Annotated in this window: 25 protein-coding genes; 14 read left to right on the top strand and 11 right to left on the bottom strand. The window is 38.2% G+C overall.

Annotation, left to right across the window (positions count from 1 at the left end):
- Window positions 1-124: 124 nt before the first annotated feature.
- From BUA72_RS19260 to BUA72_RS19280, 5 genes are all read right to left on the bottom strand, one after another.
- Window positions 125-2812 carry a TonB-dependent receptor domain-containing protein gene (locus BUA72_RS19260; RefSeq protein ID WP_083544254.1) on the bottom strand — a complete coding sequence of 896 codons (2688 nt, stop codon included), beginning with the start codon at window positions 2810-2812 and terminating at the stop codon, window positions 125-127.
- A gap of 68 nt (window positions 2813-2880) precedes the next feature.
- A complete protein-coding gene (locus BUA72_RS19265; protein WP_052202335.1) occupies window positions 2881-3249 on the bottom strand; it encodes a hypothetical protein in 369 nt (122 codons plus the stop codon).
- A gap of 19 nt (window positions 3250-3268) precedes the next feature.
- Complete coding sequence (locus BUA72_RS19270; RefSeq protein ID WP_072924643.1) at window positions 3269-3904, bottom strand: hypothetical protein; 636 nt, start codon at window positions 3902-3904, stop codon at window positions 3269-3271.
- 79 nt (window positions 3905-3983) lie between these two features.
- Window positions 3984-4670, bottom strand: a complete 687-nt coding sequence (locus BUA72_RS19275; RefSeq protein ID WP_002982671.1) for a response regulator transcription factor — start codon at window positions 4668-4670, stop codon at window positions 3984-3986.
- Between the two features lie 132 nt (window positions 4671-4802).
- Window positions 4803-6350 carry a sensor histidine kinase gene (locus BUA72_RS19280; protein WP_072924645.1) on the bottom strand — a complete coding sequence of 516 codons (1548 nt, stop codon included), beginning with the start codon at window positions 6348-6350 and terminating at the stop codon, window positions 4803-4805.
- 202 nt (window positions 6351-6552) lie between these two features.
- Here BUA72_RS19280 and BUA72_RS19285 point away from each other — a divergent pair, with 202 nt between their 5' ends.
- On the top strand, window positions 6553-7038 hold the full coding sequence (locus BUA72_RS19285; RefSeq protein WP_072924646.1) for an SRPBCC family protein: 486 nt from the start codon (window positions 6553-6555) through the stop codon (window positions 7036-7038).
- Window positions 7039-7295: 257 nt separating this feature from the next.
- On the opposite strand, the gene BUA72_RS19290 is transcribed toward BUA72_RS19285, so the two are convergent.
- The 5 genes from BUA72_RS19290 to BUA72_RS19310 form a co-directional block, all read right to left on the bottom strand.
- Window positions 7296-7634 (bottom strand): hypothetical protein, encoded by a 339-nt coding sequence (locus BUA72_RS19290; protein WP_072924648.1) that lies wholly within the window; start codon window positions 7632-7634, stop codon window positions 7296-7298.
- A gap of 19 nt (window positions 7635-7653) precedes the next feature.
- Window positions 7654-8055: a four helix bundle protein gene (locus tag BUA72_RS19295; protein ID WP_317043250.1), complete on the bottom strand. Its 402-nt coding sequence runs from the start codon at window positions 8053-8055 to the stop codon at window positions 7654-7656.
- Complete coding sequence (locus BUA72_RS19300) at window positions 8056-10101, bottom strand: S9 family peptidase (protein ID WP_072924650.1); 2046 nt, start codon at window positions 10099-10101, stop codon at window positions 8056-8058.
- Between the two features lie 177 nt (window positions 10102-10278).
- Window positions 10279-11019: a uroporphyrinogen-III synthase gene (locus BUA72_RS19305; protein WP_047450819.1), complete on the bottom strand. Its 741-nt coding sequence runs from the start codon at window positions 11017-11019 to the stop codon at window positions 10279-10281.
- A gap of 12 nt (window positions 11020-11031) precedes the next feature.
- Window positions 11032-11700 (bottom strand): DUF4271 domain-containing protein, encoded by a 669-nt coding sequence (locus BUA72_RS19310; RefSeq protein WP_052202334.1) that lies wholly within the window; start codon window positions 11698-11700, stop codon window positions 11032-11034.
- Window positions 11701-11776: 76 nt separating this feature from the next.
- Here BUA72_RS19310 and BUA72_RS19315 point away from each other — a divergent pair, with 76 nt between their 5' ends.
- The 4 genes from BUA72_RS19315 (at window position 11777) to BUA72_RS19330 (ending at window position 15186) form a co-directional block, all read left to right on the top strand.
- On the top strand, window positions 11777-12493 hold the full coding sequence (locus BUA72_RS19315) for a polyprenol monophosphomannose synthase (protein WP_047450817.1): 717 nt from the start codon (window positions 11777-11779) through the stop codon (window positions 12491-12493).
- Window positions 12490-12858 carry a DUF4296 domain-containing protein gene (locus BUA72_RS19320; RefSeq protein WP_047450815.1) on the top strand — a complete coding sequence of 123 codons (369 nt, stop codon included), beginning with the start codon at window positions 12490-12492 and terminating at the stop codon, window positions 12856-12858. Before BUA72_RS19315 ends, BUA72_RS19320 begins: the two co-directional genes overlap by 4 nt.
- Window positions 12859-12929: 71 nt before the next feature.
- Window positions 12930-14060, top strand: coding sequence for a tRNA guanosine(34) transglycosylase Tgt (gene tgt / locus BUA72_RS19325; RefSeq protein ID WP_047451297.1), 1131 nt, complete (start codon window positions 12930-12932; stop codon window positions 14058-14060).
- 16 nt (window positions 14061-14076) lie between these two features.
- Window positions 14077-15186, top strand: a complete 1110-nt coding sequence (locus BUA72_RS19330; protein WP_047451295.1) for an LptF/LptG family permease — start codon at window positions 14077-14079, stop codon at window positions 15184-15186.
- On the opposite strand, the gene BUA72_RS19335 is transcribed toward BUA72_RS19330, so the two are convergent.
- Window positions 15187-15903 (bottom strand): biotin--[acetyl-CoA-carboxylase] ligase, encoded by a 717-nt coding sequence (locus BUA72_RS19335; protein ID WP_034724046.1) that lies wholly within the window; start codon window positions 15901-15903, stop codon window positions 15187-15189.
- 85 nt (window positions 15904-15988) lie between these two features.
- Between BUA72_RS19335 and rsfS the strand changes: the two genes are divergently transcribed.
- From rsfS to BUA72_RS19380, 9 genes are all read left to right on the top strand, one after another.
- Window positions 15989-16351: a ribosome silencing factor gene (gene rsfS, locus BUA72_RS19340; RefSeq protein ID WP_034700760.1), complete on the top strand. Its 363-nt coding sequence runs from the start codon at window positions 15989-15991 to the stop codon at window positions 16349-16351.
- A 22-nt stretch (window positions 16352-16373) separates the two neighbouring features.
- The gene (ftsH, locus tag BUA72_RS19345) at window positions 16374-18389 is read left to right on the top strand and encodes an ATP-dependent zinc metalloprotease FtsH (protein WP_072924653.1); all 2016 of its coding nucleotides are present in this window, start codon (window positions 16374-16376) and stop codon (window positions 18387-18389) included.
- Between the two features lie 135 nt (window positions 18390-18524).
- Window positions 18525-19106: an LUD domain-containing protein gene (locus BUA72_RS19350; RefSeq protein WP_034724042.1), complete on the top strand. Its 582-nt coding sequence runs from the start codon at window positions 18525-18527 to the stop codon at window positions 19104-19106.
- Between the two features lie 24 nt (window positions 19107-19130).
- Entirely contained in the window at window positions 19131-20003 is an 873-nt protein-coding gene (locus BUA72_RS19355) for a phosphatidate cytidylyltransferase (RefSeq protein WP_072924654.1), read from the top strand.
- Between the two features lie 4 nt (window positions 20004-20007).
- Window positions 20008-20661, top strand: a complete 654-nt coding sequence (locus tag BUA72_RS19360) for a phosphatidylserine decarboxylase family protein (protein WP_047450808.1) — start codon at window positions 20008-20010, stop codon at window positions 20659-20661.
- Between the two features lie 499 nt (window positions 20662-21160).
- A complete protein-coding gene (locus BUA72_RS19365; RefSeq protein ID WP_083544255.1) occupies window positions 21161-22153 on the top strand; it encodes a helix-turn-helix transcriptional regulator in 993 nt (330 codons plus the stop codon).
- A 79-nt stretch (window positions 22154-22232) separates the two neighbouring features.
- Window positions 22233-22646 carry a transposase gene (locus BUA72_RS19370; RefSeq protein WP_072924656.1) on the top strand — a complete coding sequence of 138 codons (414 nt, stop codon included), beginning with the start codon at window positions 22233-22235 and terminating at the stop codon, window positions 22644-22646.
- Between the two features lie 2 nt (window positions 22647-22648).
- Complete coding sequence (locus BUA72_RS19375; RefSeq protein WP_072924657.1) at window positions 22649-22966, top strand: transposase; 318 nt, start codon at window positions 22649-22651, stop codon at window positions 22964-22966.
- A gap of 203 nt (window positions 22967-23169) precedes the next feature.
- On the top strand, window positions 23170-24969 hold the full coding sequence (locus BUA72_RS19380) for an autotransporter outer membrane beta-barrel domain-containing protein (protein ID WP_072924659.1): 1800 nt from the start codon (window positions 23170-23172) through the stop codon (window positions 24967-24969).
- Window positions 24970-24987 lie beyond the last annotated feature (18 nt).

Raw genomic sequence — 24987 nt, forward strand, 5'->3', positions numbered from 1 at the left:
ATGCTGGTTTTGTTTTATACTATGGGAAGATATCAACCTTATAGGTTTCGAAAACCTATAAGGTTTGTAATCAGTTTGTAGTCTCCTTCATCTAATCAAATTTGCGTTTGAAAAAACTTAATGATTAGAAAGTCACATCAAGACCCACATAAAAATTAGCCTTCATAATAGGCGCATACACCATTCCGCCATCAAAATAGTTTCCAAAAGGATTTCTGAAATCAACAATGGCATTTTTCTGATAATATGACGTAAGGTTTTCGCCACCTACATAAGCTCTGATCTTTTTATTAAAGTTTCTTGAGATCTGTGCGTTCAGTACCGCGTAAGAATCAGAATATACCGGTAACTGGAATTCAGCAGGATTGGTTGATGTGTCCGGAAGTCTCTGTTTTCCTACCCAGTTCAGGGTCGTATCAAAACTCCAGAATCCTCCATTGTTATTTTTATTCGTTGCATAGGCAAGATTCACAAAACCTCTGTGCTTGGCCATGAATGGAACTTCTCTTCTGCCATCGATATAATCTGCCTGAACATCATAATATTTATAAGCCAATCTTACATCAAAGTTCCTGAAAGGCGTAAAATCCCACTGCGTCTGGAAAGAGTTCGCAAAAGATTTTCCTTCCAAATTATAGAAGGTCAGCTGCTGTGGAGAACGGTCAAGATCAACAAGAACCTGATCCTGGAAATCTGTTCTGAAAAAATCCGCCACAATGGATGACTTTCTTCCGAAAAGTTTGAATTCCTGCTGTAAGCTGGCTCCGTAGTTCCATGCAATTTCAGGTCTTAATCCGTAAATATTTCCACCGTTCTGAAGGATCTGAATGCTTCTGTTCGATGCGAAATACTGTTGGTTTTCCGCAAAAACATTGGCCGTTCTGAACCCTCTTCCAGCAGAAAGTCTTAAGATCGTCTGAGGCGTGAAATCGTATTTAAAATTAAGTCTTGGCGTAAACTGAGTGCCTGCAAGATTATGAAAATCCGCTCTGGCTCCTGCTACTAAAGTATATTTTAATCCTGTTAAAGTATACTCTGCAAAAATTCCGGGAACAATTTCATTTCGCTTCATATCATCCTTTAAATACGTTTCTTCATAGCCGTCATACAAAAAACTGGCTCCGGCTTTATACTTGTGATTCGTATTTCCGATGATGCTTTCAAAGATTAAATTTGAATAATACGTATGCTGTTTTCCGGCATAATTTCTCAATCCGAAAAAGCTGTCCTGCTGATGATACACATACTGGTTCATCCAGCCTAAACTCTGGTAAGGCTTACCTTTAAACACATATCCTGTTTTGTTCCAAACCTGAAATCTGGAGATATCAATTCCGACACCATAGGCACCCTGCTCGTCCTGAGGAAGCTTTTTATCAAATCCGATCTGTCCGGCTGTTCTCTCATCTTTGATGAAATTAATCCCGAAATGAGATCCGAATCCCGATTTTTCAAGATCATTATAATTAAGGAGATAAGCTGCGTTAATCTGAGTTCCTTTCGGTCTGTCTAGGAAAGTATCGTGATTCATATCCGTATCTCCGAAAGTTCCGTTTCCATGCAGTAAAAAGGTCTGAGACCATTTATCGTTGATAGGAGAAACGCTCGTGATATTGGCTTCCGCTCTTCCGTTGAAATCAGCGAAAATATTTAATGAAGTTTCCGGTTCTTTAGCATTTTTCAAAAGTTCAGTATTGATCTGTCCTGTGATACTTTCATAACCATTCGTTACCGTACTTCCCCCTTTTGTCAACTGAATACTTTCAATCCATCTTCCGGGAATGAAATTCAGTCCGTACGCAGAAGCAAGCCCTCTGATCTCCGGTAAAAGTTCCTTCGTTAAACTGGTGTATTTCTGATCCAGACCCAGCATTTTCAACTGTTTGGTTCCTGTAACCGCATTACTGAAGGAAACGTCTACTGTGGCGTTGGTTTCAAAGCTTTCCGACAGATTACAGCAAGCTGCTTTCAGTAATTCTTTTTTATCAATATTAAAGACAAGACCTGCTTCTTTCTTACTTAATGCAGTCGCTGCTTTTGAACCGGTAATGGTAACGCCTTCAATGTTTTTTTCGGACGGTTGATGATCTTCAGTCTGAGCAGCTGACTGATGTTCTTTGTGATCGTCCTGCTTTGTTCCTTCCTCGAAATGTACATTCGGATTGGCTTCTCCAAGAGGAATATCCCGGTCATACAGACAACATCCCGGAAGATTTTTATAAACCGCATCCGTTGTTTTATATTTTTCATTGTCATGACCTGCATCGGCAATGGCCTTCAGAACCTTGTCTGATGAGGTTTTTGAAGGATCAAAATGTAAAGTGACCGTTTGTTTTTCTGCGCTCCATTCTGCGGAATCTGCACCGGCTGTTTTCGCTGCCTTTTCTATTCTGGCTTTACATGAAGCACAGTTTCCTTTTACATAAAACTCATTTTCACTTTTAGCATGCTGCTGATGAGCTTCTGCAGGAGAAGGCTGAAGGTCCCTTTCATAATGACAGCATCCCGGAAGACCAGTATAAGCATTGTCCGGTGATTTGAATTTTTCATTATCGTGACCGGCATCGGCTACTTTCTTTAAGATTTCGTCTGTAGAAACCTTACCGTCGGTTTCAAGGGTTAAAGTCTGCAGATCAATAGAGTAAACTGCAGTTTTAGCGCCTGCTTTTTTGGCAGCTGTTTCTATTCTGGTCTGGCACATTTCACAGTTTCCTTTGACTTTGAACTGGTTTTTTGAAAGTTTTTGTGCCGATATAAAGTGTACAGACAGGATCATTAGACCAAGAATAAACTTGGAAATATATAATTTCATTTTGTTTAAAAGTTTTGATTAATTAAAAACGGTCCATTAAAATATTTAACGGACTTACGATGTGATAATTAACCTATCTTAGGCGGTTGCCAGATCTCTTTTAAACGGTCTGATAAATGAGGCGGTGAATAATGGAACTGAGGATTCTTATTGGCTTTGTAATAAGACAGTTCGAAATGTAGATTTTTAGAAAACGGTGTTTCTATATAGGTGTAGCATGCCACACACGTTGTACAGCAGTCGTCATTGCATGAAGATTTTGTATCGTGATTTTTGTGGTCTTTGCTGTCTTTTGCAGTGTGGTTTTTGCAGCAGTCGCTTTTTTCGGACTTTTCTTTACAGCAGGTATCCTGCATAGATTGAGAGTAGAAGCTGTCTTTAGGAACTAAAAAAATTCCTAGACATAAAATAACTGCAAGAATGTGAAACAGCTTCATCTCTGCAAAAATACAAAAATTATGACAATGGATCACCAACTTTTAAAGCACAATTGTGCCAAGGTTCTCCGTGTGCCGGGTTCAGTTTGGGTTTTGGGCCTGTTGGAGCCGGTGCTGTTACCGGACCGGGAACGTTTTGTGCACTTTGAACAGGTTGTGGTGCAGGTGTTGGTACCGGTGCTGGTTTGCTGCTTAACGGCTGACCTACCGGAATATCACATCTGTGACCTGGCTGTCCGTGTGGAGGGTTCATGCCGGGCGAAGTTTTCACCTGTTTTGCATTATTATCAACCACTACTTTTCCTGCCGACAACGAATTAGCATCTATTTTAATGGGATTGTTTGGGTTTTGGCCCGGAGCTGTCTGTATGGCTGTTGGGCTTACATTAAGCGGCTCCCCGACAGGAATATCACATCTGTGACCTGGCTGCCCGTGAGGAGGATTCTTGATTCCTGGCGCTGCTGCAATAGGAGCAGGATTTGGATTGGACTGTACGCCTGCATGATCCATCAGGGATGCTTTAGGAGCTGCGTTCACGGCTACATTGGGCTGCTGTACGCCTGCTTCTTCTTTTAAATAAGTTGGCTTTTCGTCTTTATTACATGAAACGGCGAGCAAAGAGATGGCGATAACGCCAAAGAATGTATTTTTCATATCCAATCGGTATGAAACAAAATTAGCAAAACATTTTTAATTGTTTTGCTAATTTTATATTTATAATCTGTATTTAGGACTAATTTTTAACTAAAAGCCTAAATCCTTCCCCGTGAACGTTGATAATTTCCAATCCTTCATCGTCTTTTAATAACTTACGAAGTTTTGCAATATACACGTCCATACTTCTTGCGGTAAAGTAATTTTCCTTTTTCCAGATCTTTCTCAAGGCCAGATCTCTTGGCATGAAGTCGTTTCTGTGGATACAAAGAAGTTTCAACAGTTCATTTTCTTTTGGAGAAAGTTTGTATTCTTTATCACCTACTTTCAGCTGTCTCAGCATAGAGTCGAAGAAAATATTACTGATCTTGAACTGCTCCTGTTCTTCATTTTCTAACGTAGAGCTTCTCTGCAGGATCGCTTTGATCTTGTATAAAAGAAGTTCTGTATCAAACGGCTTGGTGATATAGTCATCCGCGCCCAGTTGGTACCCTTTCAGGATATCCTCTCTCATATTTCTTGCCGTAAGGAATATGATAGGCGTATTTTTATCGATTTTTTTTACGTCTTCCGCTAATGAAAATCCATCTTTTTTAGGCATCATCACGTCAAAAATACAGATGTCAAATTCATTTTCTGTAAATTCTTTCAAACCCTGTTCTCCATCTGTAGCAAGGGTAACCTCAAAGTTATTGATCGTTAAATAATCCTTCAGCACTGCCCCGAAACTCTGATCGTCTTCTACTAATAATATTCTGTTGCTCATGATTTTAATAATTAAAAATTAATGATTAAAAATTAAGAATGAACGTTCTCACTCTATCTTCTATATTTTGTTATTTGGTTCAATATTTTATAACTGATGAATAATTATCATCTATCATTCATCACTCATCATTTATGTTATTGGCAGTTTGATAATAAACGTACTTCCCTTACCTTTATGGGAGTCTACGATGATTTGCCCTTTATGTAGTTCTGCAATTTTCTTTACGTAAGAAAGTCCCAGTCCCTGTCCTTTTACATTGTGAATGTTTCCAGTTTCTTCTCTGAAGAATTTTTCAAAGATTTTTGTCCTGTTCTCCGTTTCCATTCCCATTCCTTTATCCGAAATCTCTATGATGTACCAGTTTCCTTCATTTCTTGTCTTCACATGAATTTCAGGTGCTTCAGGAGAATATTTATTGGCATTGTCCAGCAGGTTCACCAGCATATTGGAGATGTGGAATTCATCTATTTTAAAAGTATAGTTAGATGCATTGAATTCCTGGGTCAGCGATCCGTTTCTCTGTTTTACGATAAGATTGAAAGATTCCGTTGTTCTCTTGATCAGTTCGCGAACATTGGTTTCCCTTAAGAACAGTTCTACTTCATTTCTTTCAAGTTTAGACATATTCAGGACATTTTCCACCTGCTTCTTCATCCTTAAATTTTCCTGCTTAATCAGTTCCGAGTAGTATTTTACCTTCTCAGGATTGGTCGCGATCTTGTCATTGGCCAAAGAATCTGTAGCTACAGATATCGTTGCCAGCGGCGTTTTGAACTCGTGAGACATATTATTGATGAAATCTGTCTTTACTTCGGCCAGTTTCTTCTGTCTCATCATATAATTAATGGAAATAATATAAATTCCAAGAATAGTCAGTAAGGAAAGGAAAGTTCCGAGAAGCATCGGCCAGTTGTTCATGGCCAGCGAGTATTCTTTTTTAGGAAACACCAAAGCCAGACTGTACAAAGTCCGGTTTTTTATATCCGTGAAAAGAGGGTAGGTGTAGGTATTGTTATCCTTTTTCTCTTTGTATGCTTTATTGGCAACACTGGTGAGTTTGTTATTCTGGTCAATGACTCCATATCCGAACTTAGCTGTGATTCCTTTTATTCTCAGCTCTTTGGCGATGACCGAATCAAGAATTTTCGGATCCACTCTTTTACCGATAGGAAGATTGGTTCCTACTACTTTCACGAATTCCTTTACGGCATAATCTCCGTTTTCAATATCGTTATTAAGTTCTGAAGTAAGAAGTTCCCGGTTGGTAGTGTCCTTTTTTACCTTGTAGGCGGCGTTATCCGTATATAAAGTAGTCAGCTTCAGAGTATCCCCTTTTTGAGAGATCGGAAGCTGTGTCTTTGATATAATATTTTTAGAATAGATGATCTGGCGTTGTGTACCGGAATCTTCTACCTGTTGGATGGTCGTTAAAGAAGGCTGGTCTTTGCTGGCAGTGATATTGTTTCTTAAATTACTATAGCCTTGATTCAGGTATTTATCAGCTTCAATTTCCTCAATGTTTTTTGAAGTATTTTCTAAAACGGAGTATACTTTATTCGAGAATTCCTGTTCCAGAGCACCGTAATAACCTTTCAGCCAATAAAATTGGAGCGTAACAAAAACAATCAGTGAGATTGTCATAAACACCGAAATTATTGGGATGAATTTATTATTCATTATTTAATTGTATATATATTGGGAAAAATGAATGTTAAAATTAATTATTTTAAGACTTGATAAACAAAAAACGAGCCAAAAAATTGTTTAATTTCTCTTAAAAGTGAGTTTTTTAACAATTATTTATGAATTTTAAATTACTTGTCCTATGGAAAGTCCTTCAAACTGAGAAATTAGGTAGCTTTGTTAAAAATAATTACTTATGGAATCTAATATCGTTTTTAACAAAGATTTTGACTCGAACAGTGTTTATGTCATGACTGTTTATGATGCAGATGTTTCAAAAGTGTGGGATTATTTTACCCAATCTGAATTACTGGACCAATGGTGGGGTCCAAAACCGTGGAAATGTGAAACGGTCAGCCAGGATTTTAAAGAAGGCGGAATCTGGCATTACGCAATGGTAGGTCCGGATGGGGAGAAAATGTATGCGCAGGTTCAATACGGCGAAATCATGGAACACCGGAGCTTTGACGGGCTTGATTCTTTCTGTGATGAAAAAGGAAACATTAATGAAAATTTTGGACAGGCCAAATGGCTGTTCGGATTTACAGGGATAGAAGAAGGAGTGAAAGTAACTGTCAATATCCATTTTCCGTCTCAGGAAACGATGAAACAACTATTGGAAATGGGTTTTGAGGAAGGTTTTAAAACAGGACTGACACAGCTTCGCGATGTGATAATTTGATGCTGTGTTGATGAGATGATTGTGAAATTGGAAAATTTGACAAAGCCGGAGATGTTGTCTTTTTTATGTTTTGGCTGAAGCCTTTGTTTTTTTTTGTAAAAGAAAAGACGGGCTAAAGCCCGTCCCTATTGAATTTTTATATGCAGATGCATTTGAAATTTAAATAATGTGATTGTTCACAGAATCCTCAGATTTGCATCCTTGTACATCATTCTATTCACCACATTGTCAAATCTTCAAATCAACACATCATTGCATCAAATCAATTCTTCTTCCTGAAAATACTGTATAATCGCTTTTTTCATCAGAAGAGACTGTTCGTTGGGTCTTAATTCCGGAAGTTCTTCCAGTTTGTCATACTGTGGCCATCCGTCTTCATAGTGTGTAAATTTGTAGTACCCGAAAGGCTCCAGCAATCTGCATACTGCGATGTGGATTAAATTTACTTTGTCTTCTTTTGTATATTTTTGTTGGCCGCTTCCAAGTTCCTGTAGCCCGATCAGAAACAAAAGGGTTTCAATCGGTGGATTTTTTTCAGTATCGAAAGTATCTACAAAGAACTGTTCTATTTTTTTCCAGTAATCTGATTCATTCATATGATTGATCAATGATGATTTATAATTGATTGTTAATACGTTTTAAGTCTTCACTCAGCTTCTTTTTATAGGCTGATGTTGCTTTTACAATCTCATCAGCTTCTTTGAGAAGACTGTTTGTTTTTTCCGTTGGAAGAAGCTTCAGTTCATCAATCAGTTCCAGCCAAAATAATGTTTCATCAGCTTCTTCTACGACGATGCATATTTTGGAATATTTTTCTTTTAGAGAGCGGGCTCTGCACATTGCTCTGTAATTGCTGGCTGTTGATGATGCTGATCTGAAAATTTGTCTTCTGATATTTGATATCTTATCTGAATATGGAATTTCAGACAACTCATTCATAATAGTGATTGTCAAAGATTTGGTTCTTTGTGAAAATACCTGACTATAATTGTTGTCCGCATTCACATCAATCATCATTTATAAATTATCATTTATTTTCAACAGAAACGCATATTCCAGTGCGTCTTCTTTCAATGATTCAAACCTTCCGCTGGCTCCGCCGTGGCCTGAGCTCATATCTGTTTTGAATAATAAAAGATGGTCATCTGTTTTCAACTCTCTCATTTTTGCCGTCCATTTTGCCGGTTCCCAGTATTGAACCTGAGAATCGTGAAGACCTGTGGTGATCAGCATATGAGGATAGTCTTTCGCTTCTACATTGTCGTAAGGCGAATAGTCTTTCATATACTCATAATATTCCTTGTCATTTGGATTTCCCCATTCGTCGTATTCTCCGGTTGTCAATGGAATGGTTTCATCCAGCATCGTTGTCACCACATCTACGAAAGGAACCTGTGCTACAATTCCGTTAAAAAGCTTTGGCTCATAATTAACCACAGCTCCTACCAGAAGTCCGCCGGCGCTTCCGCCCATTGCATACATATGGTTGGATGATGTATAGTTTTCTTTAATCAAATGCTTTCCAGCATCGATGAAATCGAAGAATGTATTTTTCTTGAAGAGCATTTTTCCATCTTCATACCATTCTCTTCCCAGGTATTCTCCACCACGGATGTGAGCGATAGCATAGATAAATCCTCTATCTAAAATAGAAAGTCTTACATTGGAGAAACTGGCATCCACCGTATGTCCGTAGCTTCCATAACCATATAACAGTAAGGGAGTATCCGCAGATTTTTGAGTGTCTTTATGATAAACCAATGAGATCGGGATTCTTGTTTCTCCATCTCTTGATTCTGCCCAGATTCTTTCTGATACATAATTTTCGGCATGGAATTTTCCACCCAGTACTTCCTGTTGTTTCAGAAGCTGAGTTGTTTTCTCCTTCATGTTGTACTCATAGGTTGAGCTTGGCTGCGTCAGTGATGTATAGCCATAACGGAGAACCTCGGTATCAAATTCCATATTGATTCCGATATAAGTAGTATACGTTGGGTCAGAAAAAGGCAGATAGTAGGATTCCTGAGTTTTCTCATCAATAATCTTGATTTGAAGAAGTCCTTCCTCTCTCTCTTCCAGAACCAGATAGTCTCTGAAAATTTCGAAACCTTCCAGCAGAACTTCAGCACGGTGTGGAATTACGTCTGTCCAGTTTTCCATTCCGCAGTTGTCAATCTTGGTTTTTACAATCTTGAAATTGGTGGCATCGTCTGCGTTGGTAATGATATAGAATTCATCTTCATAATGTTCTACAGAATATTCCAGATCATCTATTCTTGGCTGAATAATTTTCCATTCTGCAAAAACATTGTTGGACGGAATAAATCTGTGTTCATCAGAAATCGTACTGGAGCTTGCAATGAAAATATACTCCATTGATTTTGTCTTGAAAACATTCACGTCAAAAGTATCATCCTCTTCGTGGAAGATCAGGATGTCTTCTGAAGCATCTGTACCCAGCTTATGTCTGTAAACCTGGAATGCACGGAGACTTTCATCTTTTCTGATGTAGAAAACGTGTTCATTGTCATTCGCCCAGACCGCTTTTCCCGTCGTGTTCAGAATCTGATCTGCGAAAACTTCTCCTGTTACAAGATTTTTGAAATTGATCGTATAGATTCTTCTGCTGACATTATCTGATGAAAAAGAAACCAGTTCATTGTTCGGAGAGACGGCAACGCTTCCTACTTCAAAGTAAGTTTCACCTTCTGCCAATACATTGACGTCAACTATTATTTCTTCTTCGTTATCAAGACTTTTGTGTTTTCTGCAGAAGATAGGATATTCTTTTCCTTCTTCGTAGCGTACAATATACCAGTATCCGTTAAAGAAATAGGGGAGAGACTCATCGTCTTTTTTATAGCGGGCTTTCATCTCTTCGAAAAGTTCTTCCTGAAAAGCTTCAGTATCTTTCATCATCACCTCTTCGTAAGCATTTTCCTCTTCAAGGTATTGGATGACTTCGGGATTTTCCCTTTCGTTAAGCCAGAAGTAATTATCAGTTCTTCTGTCGCCGTGTATTTCTAGTATTTTTTCTATTTTTTTTGCCTGTGGAGCTTTCATCCGAATATTTTAAGTTTTTAATGGGCCGGATGGAACGTACTTATCTGTTTTCTCTTTTTCGGAGAACCGATTTACAGTAACGTTTCATTCAATATTAATTCTTGTTCAAATTTAGGTAAAAAAAAGCCATCTTTCCTGTATTGAAAAGACGGCCGTTTTTATCTTATGTATTAAAGACTATTTGTGAAGTGCTTTAATATACTTTTCAAGTGCCATAGTCATAGATGGAGTTTCCTTTGTAGGAGCCATCAGATCTACCTTTATGCCTGCTTCTTCCGCAGCTGCCAAAGTAGTGTTTCCGAAAACACCGATCTTGGTTTCCTCCTGTTTGAAGTCTGGGAAATTCTGTTGAAGAGATTTGATTCCCTGTGGGCTGAAAAAGATCAGCATGTCATAATCCTTAGCATTGATGTCTGTAAGATCGCTGCATACGGTTCTGTACATGATGGCTCTGGTCCAGTCGACATTGGCTGTTTCCATCGTTTTCACGATATCCGGGCTCAGCACATCTGAAGACGGCAGAAGGTATTTTTCTGTAGGGAATTTCTTGAACAGAGGCAGAAGATCTGAGAAGTTTTTCTCCCCAAAGCTGATCTTTCTCTTTCTATAAACAATATGTTTCTGAAGATAGTTGGCAATCGCCTCAGACTGGCAGATGTATCTCATCGTATCCGGAACCGCGAAACGCAGCTCTTCGGCAAGTCTGAAGTAATGATCTATTGCATTTTTGCTGGTGAAAATAATCCCAGTAAACTGCGTCAGATCTATCTTCTGAGTTCTGAGTTCTTTGTTGTCAACTCCTTCGACGTGGATGAAAGGGCGGAAATCAATCTTTATTTTTTCCTTCTTTGCTATATCCAGATATGGAGAAGACTCACTAGGCGCTGGTTGAGAAACCAATATAGACTTTATTCTCATCATTGACTTTTATTAAAAAAATAACAACTTCCATAGCAACAATAAAGGTGCGATTTGGAGGGTGCAAATATACAAAAATTTATAATACCATTTTTCGGGAAGTATGTTGTTTTTGTGAAACAAATAGAAGAAAATCTTGAAAACCGCGACAAATGCGAAGAATCCGAAATAGTATAAAAATATTTTATTTCTGTCTACGGGGAAATAATAGTGGGTTACACAAAGAATTATTAACAAAAATGACAGAATGAAGTAAAATTTGGTGGAGGTAAAATAAAAAACAGTCCATTTTCTGCCATCACCTATACTTTGATAAAATAAAAAGCCCAATGCAGATTTTGATGCATAAAAAAATATGACTGCCAATAATGTATATCCGAATTTATTAAGCTGATATCCCATAAGCTGAAGATCGGCGATGTATTTCGGAACGATGGGAATATATTGAGACAGCAGAACAGACAGGGTCAAAGCCGTTACACAGGACGTGATAATCCAGCTCGGAAGGTTGTTGCTGGCATCAAAATACTTCTGAAGTAGAAAATCTTTCAGGCTTGCATCTCTTTCTATGATATTCATCATGAAAACATACAGGAATATGCATCCTATCAGGATAAAGATTACCCAGTCATTGTTCTCAGGTATTCTTACGTGGTTGATAAAGTTTTGTGATAACGGCAAAGGAATATTTTTTGCAAAATTATAGATTATTTTGTATAAAATAAAAAGGTTAAATAAACTATCTTTGCAAACTGAAATGAAAAAACTCGTCATCATCCCTACCTATAACGAAAAGGAAAATATTGAAAATATTATTTCCGCGGTTTTTGCATTGGAAGATGATTTTCATATTCTGGTGGTGGATGACTCTTCCCCGGACGGAACAGCAGAAATAGTAAGAGACCTTCAGAAAAGATTTACCCATCATCTTCATATGTCTGTGAGGCATACAAAAGACGGTTTGGGAAAGGCATATATTCATGGTTTTACATGGGCCATAGAAAATAAGTATGACTACATTTTTGAAATGGATGCCGATTTTTCACACAACCCAAGTGATTTACCGAAACTTTTTGAAGCCTGTCTGAATGCAGATATGGCGATAGGTTCCCGTTATTCAAAAGGAGTGAATGTAGTGAACTGGCCGATGGGCCGTGTGCTGCTTTCCTATTTTGCATCCAAATATGTAAGGTTTATTTTAGGACTTCCTATTCATGACACTACGGCAGGATTTGTCTGTTTCTCAAGAAAAGTTCTTGAAGAAATTGGATTGAATAATGTAAAACTTAAAGGATACGGCTTTCAGATTGAAATGAAATTCCGTGCTTTTAAAAAAGGTTTTAAAATTGTAGAAGTTCCTATTATATTTACGAACAGAATTTTAGGAGAAAGTAAAATGAACGGTGGCATCATTCATGAAGCTGTATTCGGAGTTTTAAATTTAAAGTGGAAATCAATAATCAACAGATTATGAAAAAGCTGGTCTTCATTTTCGTTATGCTGTGCATGTTCTCATGCGGCGATTATATCGACAAACCCAAAAATCTGATCGAGCCGGATGCTATGGCTGAGATCCTCGCTGACCTTGCGCTTACGGATCAGGCGATCATGACCTATCAGAATAAAAACCTGGAAGCGGGAACAAGATTTGTGCTTAAATCCCATAAAGTAAAATCTGAAGATTTTGTAGAAAGCTTTAAATATTATGTCATCAAAGACAAAATGAAAAATATTGCGGAAGACGCGCAGAAAATAGTATTGAAAAAAGATCCTAAAGCGGAAAAGTATATTCAGGATAAAATGAAAGGTACTTTACCTCCACCTGTTTTAAACAAATAAATATGATGCGGAAACGCGTTCTGTCTGTAAAAGCAGAACCGTTATTAGCGGCGAATAAAAAGAATAGACGAATGAAATTTTTTAATATAGAAAAAACCTCTGAAGGAAAAGCAAGAGCGGGGGAGATCACCACAGACCACGGGAAGATCCAGACGCCCATCTTTATGCCTGTAGGAACTGTAGCAAGTGTAAAAACAGTTCATCAGAGAGAATTAAAAGAAGACATTAAAGCCCAGATTATCCTGGGGAATACCTACCACCTGTACCTTCGTCCTGCGATGGACACTATGGAGAAGGCAGGAGGACTGCATAAGTTCATGAACTGGGATCTTCCTATCCTTACCGATTCAGGAGGTTTTCAGGTGTTTTCACTTTCCAAAAGCAGAAAGATGTCGGAGGAGGGAGTGAAATTCAAATCTCATATCGACGGAAGTTATCACATGTTTACGCCTGAAAAATCAATGGAAATCCAAAGACAGATCGGAGCGGATATTTTCATGGCTTTTGACGAATGCGTTGCTTATCCCAGTGGATACAACGAGGTAAAAGCTTCTATGGAAATGACTCACCGATGGTTAAAAAGATGCATCGATTGGAATGAAGCAAATCCTGAATTATACGGTCACAAACAACGATTTTTCCCTATTGTTCAAGGTTCTACCTATTCGGATTTAAGAAAAATTTCAGCGGAAGTAATTTCTGAAGCTGGTGCTGAAGGAAACGCAATCGGCGGACTTTCCGTTGGTGAGCCTGAAGAGGAACTGTACAGAATTACCGACGAGGTTACCGATATTCTTCCAAAAGAGAAACCTAGATACCTTATGGGTGTAGGAACTCCTTGGAATATCCTGGAATCCATTGGTCTGGGAATTGATATGATGGACTGTGTAATGCCTACCAGAAATGCCAGAAATGCAATGCTTTTCACATGGCAGGGGGTAATGAACATGAAAAATGAAAAATGGAAGCAGGACTTTTCGCCTTTGGATGAATTTGGAACCAGCTATGTAGACAGAGAATATTCGAAAGCGTATTTACGTCATTTATTTGTATCAAAAGAATATCTTGCAAAGCAGATCGCATCAGTACATAATCTTGCCTTTTACTTAGATCTTGTAAAAGTAGCGAGAGAACATATTTTAGCAGGTGATTTCTATGAATGGAAAAAATCTGTAGTGCCGGTTCTTAAACAAAGACTTTAAAAACAGAACGATCATGATCAAAATTATAGACGGGTATATCATCAAAAAATATCTTGGAACATTCAGTTTCATGCTGATATTGTTGTCTATAGTGGTATTGGTCATTGATGTACAACAGAAAATTCCAAGGATTGAAAATGCAAAAGCACTTGATCCTAAACTGAATCTGGTGTATTTCCTGATCCATTTTTATCCGTTCTGGATCATTAATCTTGTCGTGACATTCCTGGCCATCCTCGTATTCATTTCCGTGATTTATTTCACATCCAGAATGGCGAATAATACCGAAATTGTTGCGGTAATCAGTAGTGGAGCCAGTTTTCACAGGTTTGCAAAGCCTTACCTTTACACCTCTGTTTTAATTGCCATGATATCCCTTGTGGTGAATCATATGGTGCTTCCATGGGCCAATATCAAGAAAAATCAACTGGAGGCATATACCTATAATGCGGCCAATAAAGAAAAAATTCTGGGTACAGGTCCTGCATCAGCTCAATTCAGTAAAACGGAATATATTTTTGTGAACTCTTGGAACAAAAGAGAAACCAGAGGTTCAGGTTTCGTTTATCAGAAGTTTGATAAAACCAGAAAAATGATATACGAGCTGAAAGCTTCAGAAGTATATTGGGATAAGGCTAAAAAACAGTTTATCCTCACCAATTATCTGGAAAAAACCATCAATAAAAACAACACAGAAAAACTCGGTAACGGAATTGAAATGAGGAAAAGCTACGGGCATTCTCCTGAAGAACTTTTCCCGAACGAACTTCTTGGCCAGAATAAAACCACTCCCGAACTTGTCAAATTCATTGAAAGGGAAAAGAACAGAGGAAACAGTAACCTGAACTCCTACCTTAATGAGCTCCATCAGAGAACGGCAATGCCGGTGGCTATTATTATTCTGACCTTCCTGGCTCTGTCTCTGGCTTCCCAGAAGAAAAGAGGAGGTCTTGGAGTCAATCTGGCCATAGGAATTTCCCTGGCGTTTGTTTTTGTTTTCTCTTTTGAAGCTTTAAAAGTAGTGTCGGAGAACAAAAGTTTATCACCGGCGGTAGCTATGTGGCTTCCGAATATGGTATTCTTCCCGCTTACTTTATATCTATACCTGAAAAGAGCGAATCAATAATCAATAGAGGAGTTTGATCTCCTTATGATAAAAAGGCTTTAAACCATCCTTTTCGAGCTCTATCCACAGTTCTCCTTTTTCGTCAGCATGACGGATGATGCCATTTTGTCTCTCTTGTCCGATTTCGAAGACAGAGATCTCATCTTTGCGGTATAAATTCAGGTTAAACTGATCGATAATCTCCTGTTCAGACGGAATGTTTTTCAGTTTTTCTGACAGATACTGATGGAGTTGAAAGACAAAATCTTCAAGATCAAAAACCTGCCCGGTGAGTGTCAGAAGTGATCCTGCATGCGATATTTCATCAAACTGATCTTGCAGAACATTGAAGCCGGCACCGATGATGAAATAATTATTTTGGTTTATTTTTTTCTTTTCGATTAAAATCCCGACGATTTTTTTATTTTTAAGGATCATATCATTCGGCCATTTTATTTTCACCACATTGTCAGTCAAATTGGCAAGGAAATCCCGGATTACAACTGCGGTATAGTAATTGAATATAAAATCTGAGAGCAGGAAGCTTTGAGCCTTAACAGCCAGCGTATACGCCACATTTTTTCCGGCCGCCGCCGCCCATGTATTTCCGTATTGTCCGCGGCCTTTAGTTTGATTGAATGTAGAGAGTCCAATAAAATCTGAATTTTCGTAAAGTAAAAACTTTGAAACTTCGTCATTAGTAGAAGAGCACTCTTTTAAATAAAATAATTGATCCATTTAAGAAAACTTTAAGACTTTAAAGGGCTAAAAGTAAGGCTAAAGTAAAAGAAAAACAATAAATTTGCAGATTATAGATATTTTAATGAATAAAACAGCAGAAAAGCAGGCACTAATAGATAAAATTGTTGAAGCCATCCAGGATGTAAAGGGTGAAGATATTATGATTTTCGATCTTTCGAAAATTGAAAATTCTGTAGCGGAAACTTTTATAATTTGTAGCGGAAACTCAAATACACAGGTTTCTGCATTGGCAGGGAGTGTGGAGAAAAAAGTAAGAAACGATCTTAAAGATAGACCTTGGCATGTAGAAGGTACCGAAAACTCCATGTGGGTTTTGGTAGATTACGTAACAGTGGTAGTGCATATTTTCCAGAAAGAAGTTCGTGAATATTACGATATTGAAGAACTTTGGGGCGATGCAGCCATTACCAAAATAGAAAATTAATTTTAAATTTTAAAAAGTATAAATGAACAATAAAGGATTCAACTGGTTTTTTCCAATTGCAATCGTGGCTCTTTTGTTATTTTTCGGTTCCAATTTTTTAGGAGGCGATAGTGCAAAATCTATTGATGAGGATGCTTTCTTCAGGGAAATGCAGGCAGGAAAGGTCCAAAACGTTATCATATACAAAGACACAGAGAAAGCTGATGTTTTCCTGACAAAAGCAGCAAAGACAGCAATGGTCAGCAAAACGGCCAACCAAAGCAATCCTCTTTCTGCGTTCGAAATGGCTCCAAAAGCAGATTTTTCTGTGAAATACGGAGACCTTCAGCTTTTCCTTCAAAAATTTGATCAGATAAAAGCTACAGACGCTAATATCAAGACGACCAAAGATTACGGAGCAGGTAAAAACCCGTTCATGGACATCCTGGTTTCAGCATTGATATGGATCGCCATCTTAGGACTTTTCTACTTCCTTCTTTTCAGAAAGATGGGCGGTGGCGGAGGCCCTGGTGGACAGATCTTCTCTATCGGGAAATCTAAAGCGAAGCTTTTTGACGAAAAAGAAAGAATTCAGGTGACATTTAAAGATGTTGCAGGTCTTGAAGGTGCTAAAGAAGAAGTACAGGAAGTGGTAGACTTCTTGAAAAATTCTGAAAAATATACAAAACTAGGTGGTAAGATTCCTAAAGGTGTGCTTCTTGTAGGCCCTCCGGGAACCGGTAAAACCTTATTGGCAAAAGCTGTTGCAGGGGAAGCCAAAGTACCGTTCTTCTCACTTTCAGGTTCAGACTTCGTGGAAATGTTCGTTGGAGTTGGTGCTTCAAGAGTTAGAGACCTTTTTGCTCAGGCAAAAGCTAAATCTCCGGCTATCATCTTTATTGATGAGATTGACGCTATCGGACGTGCTAGAGGAAAGAATAACTTCTCCGGTGGAAACGACGAAAGAGAAAATACATTGAACCAGCTTCTTACAGAAATGGATGGTTTTGGAACAGACGTTAACGTTATTGTTATGGCTGCTACCAACAGAGCTGATATCCTGGATAAAGCATTAATGAGAGCAGGTCGTTTTGACCGTTCCATCTATGTAGACCTTCCGGAATTACATGAAAGAAGAGAAATTTTTGATGTTCACTTGTTGAAAATCAAATTAGACGATACAGTGGACAGAGATTTCTTAGCAAAACAAACCCCTGGATTCAGTGGAGCGGATATTGCTAATGTTTGTAACGAAGCAGCGTTGATCGCGGCTAGAAACAGCCATACCTCAGTTACTAAGCAGGATTTCCTTGATGCTGTAGACAGAATCATCGGAGGTCTTGAGAAGAAAAACATGGCCATCAAACCTTCTGAAAAAAGAAGAGTTGCTTATCATGAAGCAGGTCACGCGACGATTTCATGGTTGGTAGAACACGCAGCACCACTTTTAAAAGTAACGATCGTTCCGAGAGGACGTTCTTTAGGAGCAGCATGGTACCTTCCGGAAGAAAGACAGCTGACCACTACTGAACAGATGCTGGACGAATTGTGTGCAACGTTAGGTGGTAGAGCAGCAGAGCAGGTTATCTTTAACAATATTTCAACCGGAGCATTATCTGATCTTGAATCAGTAACGAAAAGAGCGCAGGCTATGGTTACTGTTTACGGTTTAAGCCCTACGATTGGTAATATTTCTTATTATGACAGCTCAGGCCAGTCTGAATATAATTTCGGAAAGCCATACTCAGAAGCAACCGCTAATAAGATTGATGTTGAGATTAAATCAATTATCGAAAATCAATACGAGAGAGCAGTTCAGATTCTTACTGAGAACAAAGATAAGCTTGATGCTTTGGCGAATAAGCTTCTGGAAAAAGAAGTGATATTCCGTGAAGATCTTGAAGATATATTCGGTAAAAGAGCATGGGATCCTGAGTTAACAGAAAGACCTGTTACAAGCACGATTGCTACGGCGAAAGAACCGGATGAGCAAATCATCATTAAAGACAAGGAAGAAGAAAGTGAAATTCAGGCTCCGGAAAGCCCGACTCAACTTTAAAATACTTCCAAAACATATCAAAAAAAACCTGACAATCTTAGAATTGTCAGGTTTTTTCATATTTAAAGCCACATTTTTAGAATCTATTGTAATTATTTTCTATTTTTGTATAAAGTTGACTAAAAATAGATTAAGTTGAATTTATTCAAGAGGATTGTAAGCAAACTTACCAACCAGCCTGAGGAAGAGGAAAAACAGAGTCTGGAGAAGCTCGGGGATTCGCTGAAAAATGCGGATCTTGACTATAAGTTTGCGCAATTATTTACGCATTCAGGGGGATTTTTTAATTATTGTGCAGATGAAGCGGAAGCTCTACAGACTTTAAATCAGATTGTCAAAATAGAAGGAGTAAACAATGTGTTCTGCTGGGACAAAGAGCTTCAGAACTTTTTGAATGTGGTGAAAATACCATATACCTCAGAAATGGAGCATTCTAACGATGCCGCCTTCATCACCTGTGAATATCTTATCGCCTACGACGGGAGAATTATGCTTTCGCATAACAACATCCTGCATTACCATTCTTCAAGACTGCCGGGTAAGATTATTATCATGGCCAATGTTTCGCAGATTGTAAACAACCTGAATGATGCAATGGGAAAAATAAAAAGAAACGGGAATATCAAAAACCTTACTTCCATCAGTGGAGGACAGTCAAGTTTAGATACTTCCTCCAATACGAATACAAAACTGTTTTTATTGCTGCTTGAAGATTAAGCATCAACTTATAAATTTTACATCTTGGACAAAAACCTTATTCAAAGAACCATTTCCGGGCTTGTTTACGTTGCCGTTATCATTCTTTGCACAACACCGCTGGGTGCCCAGCTGATCAACAGGATCCATCCGGACCTTATCAGACAGGAATACCTGTATCATGGGATGATCACTCTTTTGCTGCTGGTAGGAACCTGGGAATGCGTTAAGATCATGAAATTCGGGAAAGGCTATGAAAAATGGATCGTACTCCCGCTGGTGATTTTTATTTATTATGTTTTTTCCAAAAGATATTTCCACCACGACTTCTTTTTCGATTTCAGGCTGAATGAAATACTGGCTATTTCCCTGATTGCGATTGCGGTGGTTACTTTATTCAAATACCCAAACGAACTTTATTTCGACAGCGGAAAGCTGATATTTACCGTCATCTATGTAGCATTGCCTTTTAGTTTTGCATTGGGACTGCCTAAGTTTTCCAGCTTTGACGGGACATTCTCACTGGAAGTTCTTTTCCTGTTTATTCTGATCTGGAGCAGTGATACCTTTGCTTACCTTACCGGAAAATTTTTCGGAAAACATAAAATGGCTCCTAAAATCTCTCCAAAAAAGACCTGGGAAGGTTACGGTGGCGGAGTAGTGCTAACGTTGGTTTTATCCTACTTTATTGAGCATTATCAGCCGGAACTTCGCGGGAACTGGATGGTAGTAGGTTTCCTGGTAGCTGCATTTGCTCCATTAGGGGATCTTGTGGAAAGCCAGCTGAAAAGAAATTTCGGCGTAAAAGACAGCGGAAACATCATTCCGGGGCATGGAGGCGTGCTGGACAGACTGGACAGTTTTTTAATTTGCGTTCCTGTCGTATATTTGTACTTTATTTTAGAAAAATTTATTTAATCTCATGAAACTACATAAGGAGTCAAAAGGAACGATTACCGTAGCAACGATACTGTTTATCATCATAAGCGTGTTGGCTATTTATTTTCTTAAAATGTGGTCGTTACTGATCATTATGCCAATATTGGTTGTTTACAGTTTAGTATTCTGGTTTTTCAGAGTTCCCGAACGTGATATTCTGGAGCACAGAGAAAACGTAATCGCGCCGGTAGACGGAAAGGTGGTGATGATCAAAGAAGTGGATGAAACTGAATTTATTAAAGGAAAAGCCATTCAGGTTTCTATCTTCATGTCGCCATTGAATGTTCACATCTGCCGATATCCGGTATCAGGAAAGGTGATCTACAAAAAATACCATCCCGGAAAATATCTGGTAGCATGGCATGAAAAGTCATCTACAGAGAACGAAAGAACAACGATAGCAGTGGAAACGGCTACGAATCATAAAGTGGTATTCAGACAGATCGCAGGATATGTGGCCAGAAGGATTGTTTTCTACTGTAATGAAGGCGATCAGGCAAAAGCCGGACATGAGTTCGGATTTATCAAATTCGGTTCTAGAATGGACGTATTTCTGCCTTTAGACACAGAAATCATCTGCAAGATCGGAGATATTACAAAAGGAGGTCTGGATGTGATCGCCAAAATGAAAGATTAATAGAATATTTATCATCAGATATAGAAAGGAGAAATTAAGTTTTCTCCTTTTTTTGTTGTATATACTTCACTCTTCATTTATAAATTCCTTTTACATCAATTTTTCACACGCACGAGTGCTATTGAGTAGCGGTTTCATAGCATATGTCAAATCTGACCGGTATTTTTGCCATTACATGTTCTGACTTTGATTTAATTTTTTAATCAATTTTATCCAAAGCATAACAGTTTTTAACCAATTGATCAATTGTAATGAGCAGCATATCGTTTTTTTATGTAAATATGCTGAAAAATTATACGGGTATATTAAGTCTCATTGAGCTTAATATCTTATTAAAAAAAACACATCTTTTCACAATTTTCACTGAACATAAAAAACAGCAGAACTAAGTGCTCTGCAACTTTCTGTTATGCTTTATTGAGTATTGATATGGATACAGATGGCTTGATTTGTACAAAAAGCAACCTGAGCATTATTAAAAAAAAATAAAACAAATACGATGATTTTTAAATTTTTCTTCAGAACGATCAGTGAAGAGCCTGACAAACTGGATAATGAATATGAGCGCAGCTATCTGAATCTCATTAATAAATACCTGGTCTTCCTTTTTTTGCTGTTCTTATTTTATTCTGTATTTATCGTGATTTTTTTTGGGGATGCACTGATCTCCATATTTCTGACCATCATTACGCTTTTCTGGCTTTTTTTAATGGCTATGAAAGGGAAAACGGGCCGTTACCGGAAGGCTCTGAAAACAAGTGTTATTTTCGTATTTGTTCTGCTGACTTTTATTGTCAGTTTCTTTCATATTTATACGTTCAAAAATGCAGGGGTGGAATATTTTTATTTCTCGCTATTATTTGCTACTCCGTTTTTCTTCAATTATAGAGAAGAATCTATTCCCATCCTGATTATTGCCTTTGTGATCAGTCTCAATTTTATTGCCTGCCTCTATTTAGATTTCGATTTTCTTCCTAAAAGCAAATTTTTTGAAGCCAGAGATTTCAAAACGGTGAAACTGCTCAATATTCTGTTCTCTGTTGGTTCGTTTCTAATGGATATTTCTTTTATAACCCAAAAAGATGACCTTATTTACGGACTGATTGAAGATACAAGAATCAAAAATTCCACGATAGTAGACCTGCAGAAAACCAATACCGGACTTCTGAAACAGCAGATGCTGATCAATCATCTTACCGAAGAAAATATCAAAGAGATCTATCAGCTTGCTGAAAGTAATTCGCCTTTGTTTTATGATAAATTCCAGATGTTTTTCCCTCATTTTGTTCCGGAGATTTTGAGCATCAATCCAAATCTTATTCATTCGGAATTATATTTCTGTGCATTGATGAAGATTGATTTTGATACTAAAAAAATTGCACAGTGCACAAACAGCAGTATCCGTGCTGTGGAAAGTAAAAAATACAGGATCAGGAAAAAACTGAATATCCCTTCTGAAATGAATATTAACAGTTTTATTCTTAAAATATAATTTTTTTCACAATACGCGTAGTATTGCGTAGAAAAACAAGCTGTTATTGATTGCTGTTGTTAATATTTTTGCTGTACTTATGAATTTAAAAGATATACATATTGGAAGTTTAGTAAAAGCGAAAGCAGAAGAACTTGGAGTGCATCATACCAGGATCATGAATTTTTTTAACTGTACCGAGGCGGAAATACAGGAAATGTATGGCCAGGAAAGTATAGACACGAAAAAACTGCTCAGATGGAGTAAGCTTCTGCACTTTGATTTTTTCAGAATCTACACGGGACATCTTATCTTGTATTCACCTCCCTCAAAAACAGATAGAGCTATTAAAATGGAGAGTTCGACGCTGGAATTCAGGAAAAGTATTTATACAGAAGAGGTAAAATGTTTTATACTGAATAAAATCCTGTCCAAACAGATGACTGCCACCGAAGTTCTTACAAAATACAAGATTCCCAAGACGACCCTTTACAAATGGATTAAGAAAGTATAACCATGCCTGATTTTAAACTGATTTATACAGATATAATCAATGAAAAATTTCCGGAGAAAATAAACAATCCGGTGATCAGAAATAAGCTGAATGCTCTTCATACGGCATCCGATATTTTAAAATTCAATGCCCTGATCTTTGGCCAGGCCACCTACAGCATTGAATGTAAAAGTCAGAGGCTCCGTTCTTATGATGAACCTTCCGTCCGTGAAATTCTCAATTATCAAAAGAAAAACAGGCTCACGAATACAGAAACTGCCAATCATTTCAAAACCAGCCGGAATACGATTGCCCGATGGAAATCTGTGTATAAACTGTAGTCTTTTTTATCTTAATTCCGCATCCTGATCTGTTTCCTGTCTATTCTAAGTGTTTATTTGTAAGATGTTGATTGATTGTGAGTTTTACTACTCGTGCGTAGTATTGCGTAGGCTGTTTTTATTTGAAATGCTATTATGGATGATATTTTTGCGTTGGCTGAAAAGTCAGTTTAAAACATAACAAACATAATTATTTCGAAACGATGGAAACAAATTCTACAACAGCAAAAATCAAAGTTTTGCTTCTGGCGCTGATTTTGGTTTTTGGACAGTTCTATTCACAGATTCAGAACGGCGCAGTCGGGATCAATACTTCTTCACCCAATTCAAACTCGGTGCTGGATGTGGTCTCAGGAAACAACAATAAAGGAATACTTATTCCCCGTCTCACGGAAAACCAGAGAAATGCCATTATCATTAACCGGCCACAGGATGACGGTCTTACTATTTACAATACTACGGAAGACTGTTTTAATTACTGGAGCCTTGCCGATGATGAATGGAAAAGTGTCTGCGGACAGCTGGGAAAAGCCGTGTTTACGGTTGACTGTTCCAACACGACAGTAATGGGGACGTATGTGAAAGGAAGAGAGCTAACTAATTCAAACTATCTTAATATTTCTGTTAATGTGACTAAAATAGGAAATTACACCATTTCAGGAACTACGATCAACGGATACAATTTTTACGGAACGGGAACATTTCTGAATACGGGCGTTCAAACCATCCAAATTGCCGGACAAGGCACTCCTCAGAATGTTCAGACGGATGATGTGTCGCTGACAGCTAACGGAAATGATGTGACCTGTACACCTGCTGTATCTGTTAATGTTCTAAGCCCTGCAGGAAGTTATACCATGAGTTGTGGAAGTGCTGTCGCGAATGGCGTGTATAAAGTGGGAACAGCTCTTAATTCTTCCAATACGATTACATTACCCATCAATGTTTCTTCATTGGGAAGTTATACCATTACAACCAATACGGTGGATGGAATTTCATTCAGAGGTTCAGGTACATTTACTTCGACGGGAAACCAAAATATAACCCTGGGCGGAACGGGAACGCCTTCTTCTACTGCGGTGAAAACCATTACCATTACTTCAGACAGTCAGGGCGGTGTTCCTACAACATGTAATGTGAGTATCATCGTAGTGGTTCCTAAAAAAACAGTGCTCCACATAGGCCTGGAATCAGCTTACGGATACAGCGCTTTTACAGGACCTTCCAGAAGTCTTATGGATTCTCCGACCAACTTTGGAACTACCGCTTCCAGTATTGTAAAGTATGAAGGCTTTACGCATACCTCTCTTGGGAACTCACCCTCTTCAGCGTCACTTCAGGCAGCTCTGAATGCTAAACCGGATATTGTCATTATTGGATATAATTATACGCCGAATGCTACTGAAGCAGGTTATATAGCTTCTTATCTCAATAAAAAAGGAATTGTCATTGCGCTTACCGATGATACGGGAACCGCACAGAATTTATTCAGAGGAATATTTTCAGATCCTACCATTTCAGCGTCCAACGGATCGGGAGCAGGATCGGTCTATGCACTTTCCAATACGGATGATCCAATATTGAATGGTCCTTTCGGAGATGTAAGAGGGAAAAACTGGGGTGAAGACGCTTCTACAACGGTCAATATTTCAGGCCTTACCAGCGGATTTATTCCTTACAGTTATGCACAGCCGATTAACAATGCTACAGCAAGAACCGGTATTTCCGGACTGAGAAGCAGTAACGTGAGCTTTATATGGTTTGGAGACGGAGGTTTCTTAAGTAATGAAAATGCAAACGGAAATCCTTATTCAAGCAATACCATTGAGCCTTTTGTTGCACCAAGCTCAGGCGGATATTTCCCTGTTCAGAAAGCAACCTACGGATCTGCAGGAAATGGCTATTCAGCGGGAGGAATGCAGGTGCAAAACTCTATACTGTTTGCGAATATGATCGCATGGGCAGTTAAGCAGGCAGAATTCAGCGGAATTAATACACAGTAATAAAAAGAAATTCTTAAA

It is taken from the genome of Chryseobacterium sp. OV279, from assembly GCF_900128945.1.
Taxonomy (GTDB): Bacteria; Bacteroidota; Bacteroidia; order Flavobacteriales; family Weeksellaceae; genus Chryseobacterium.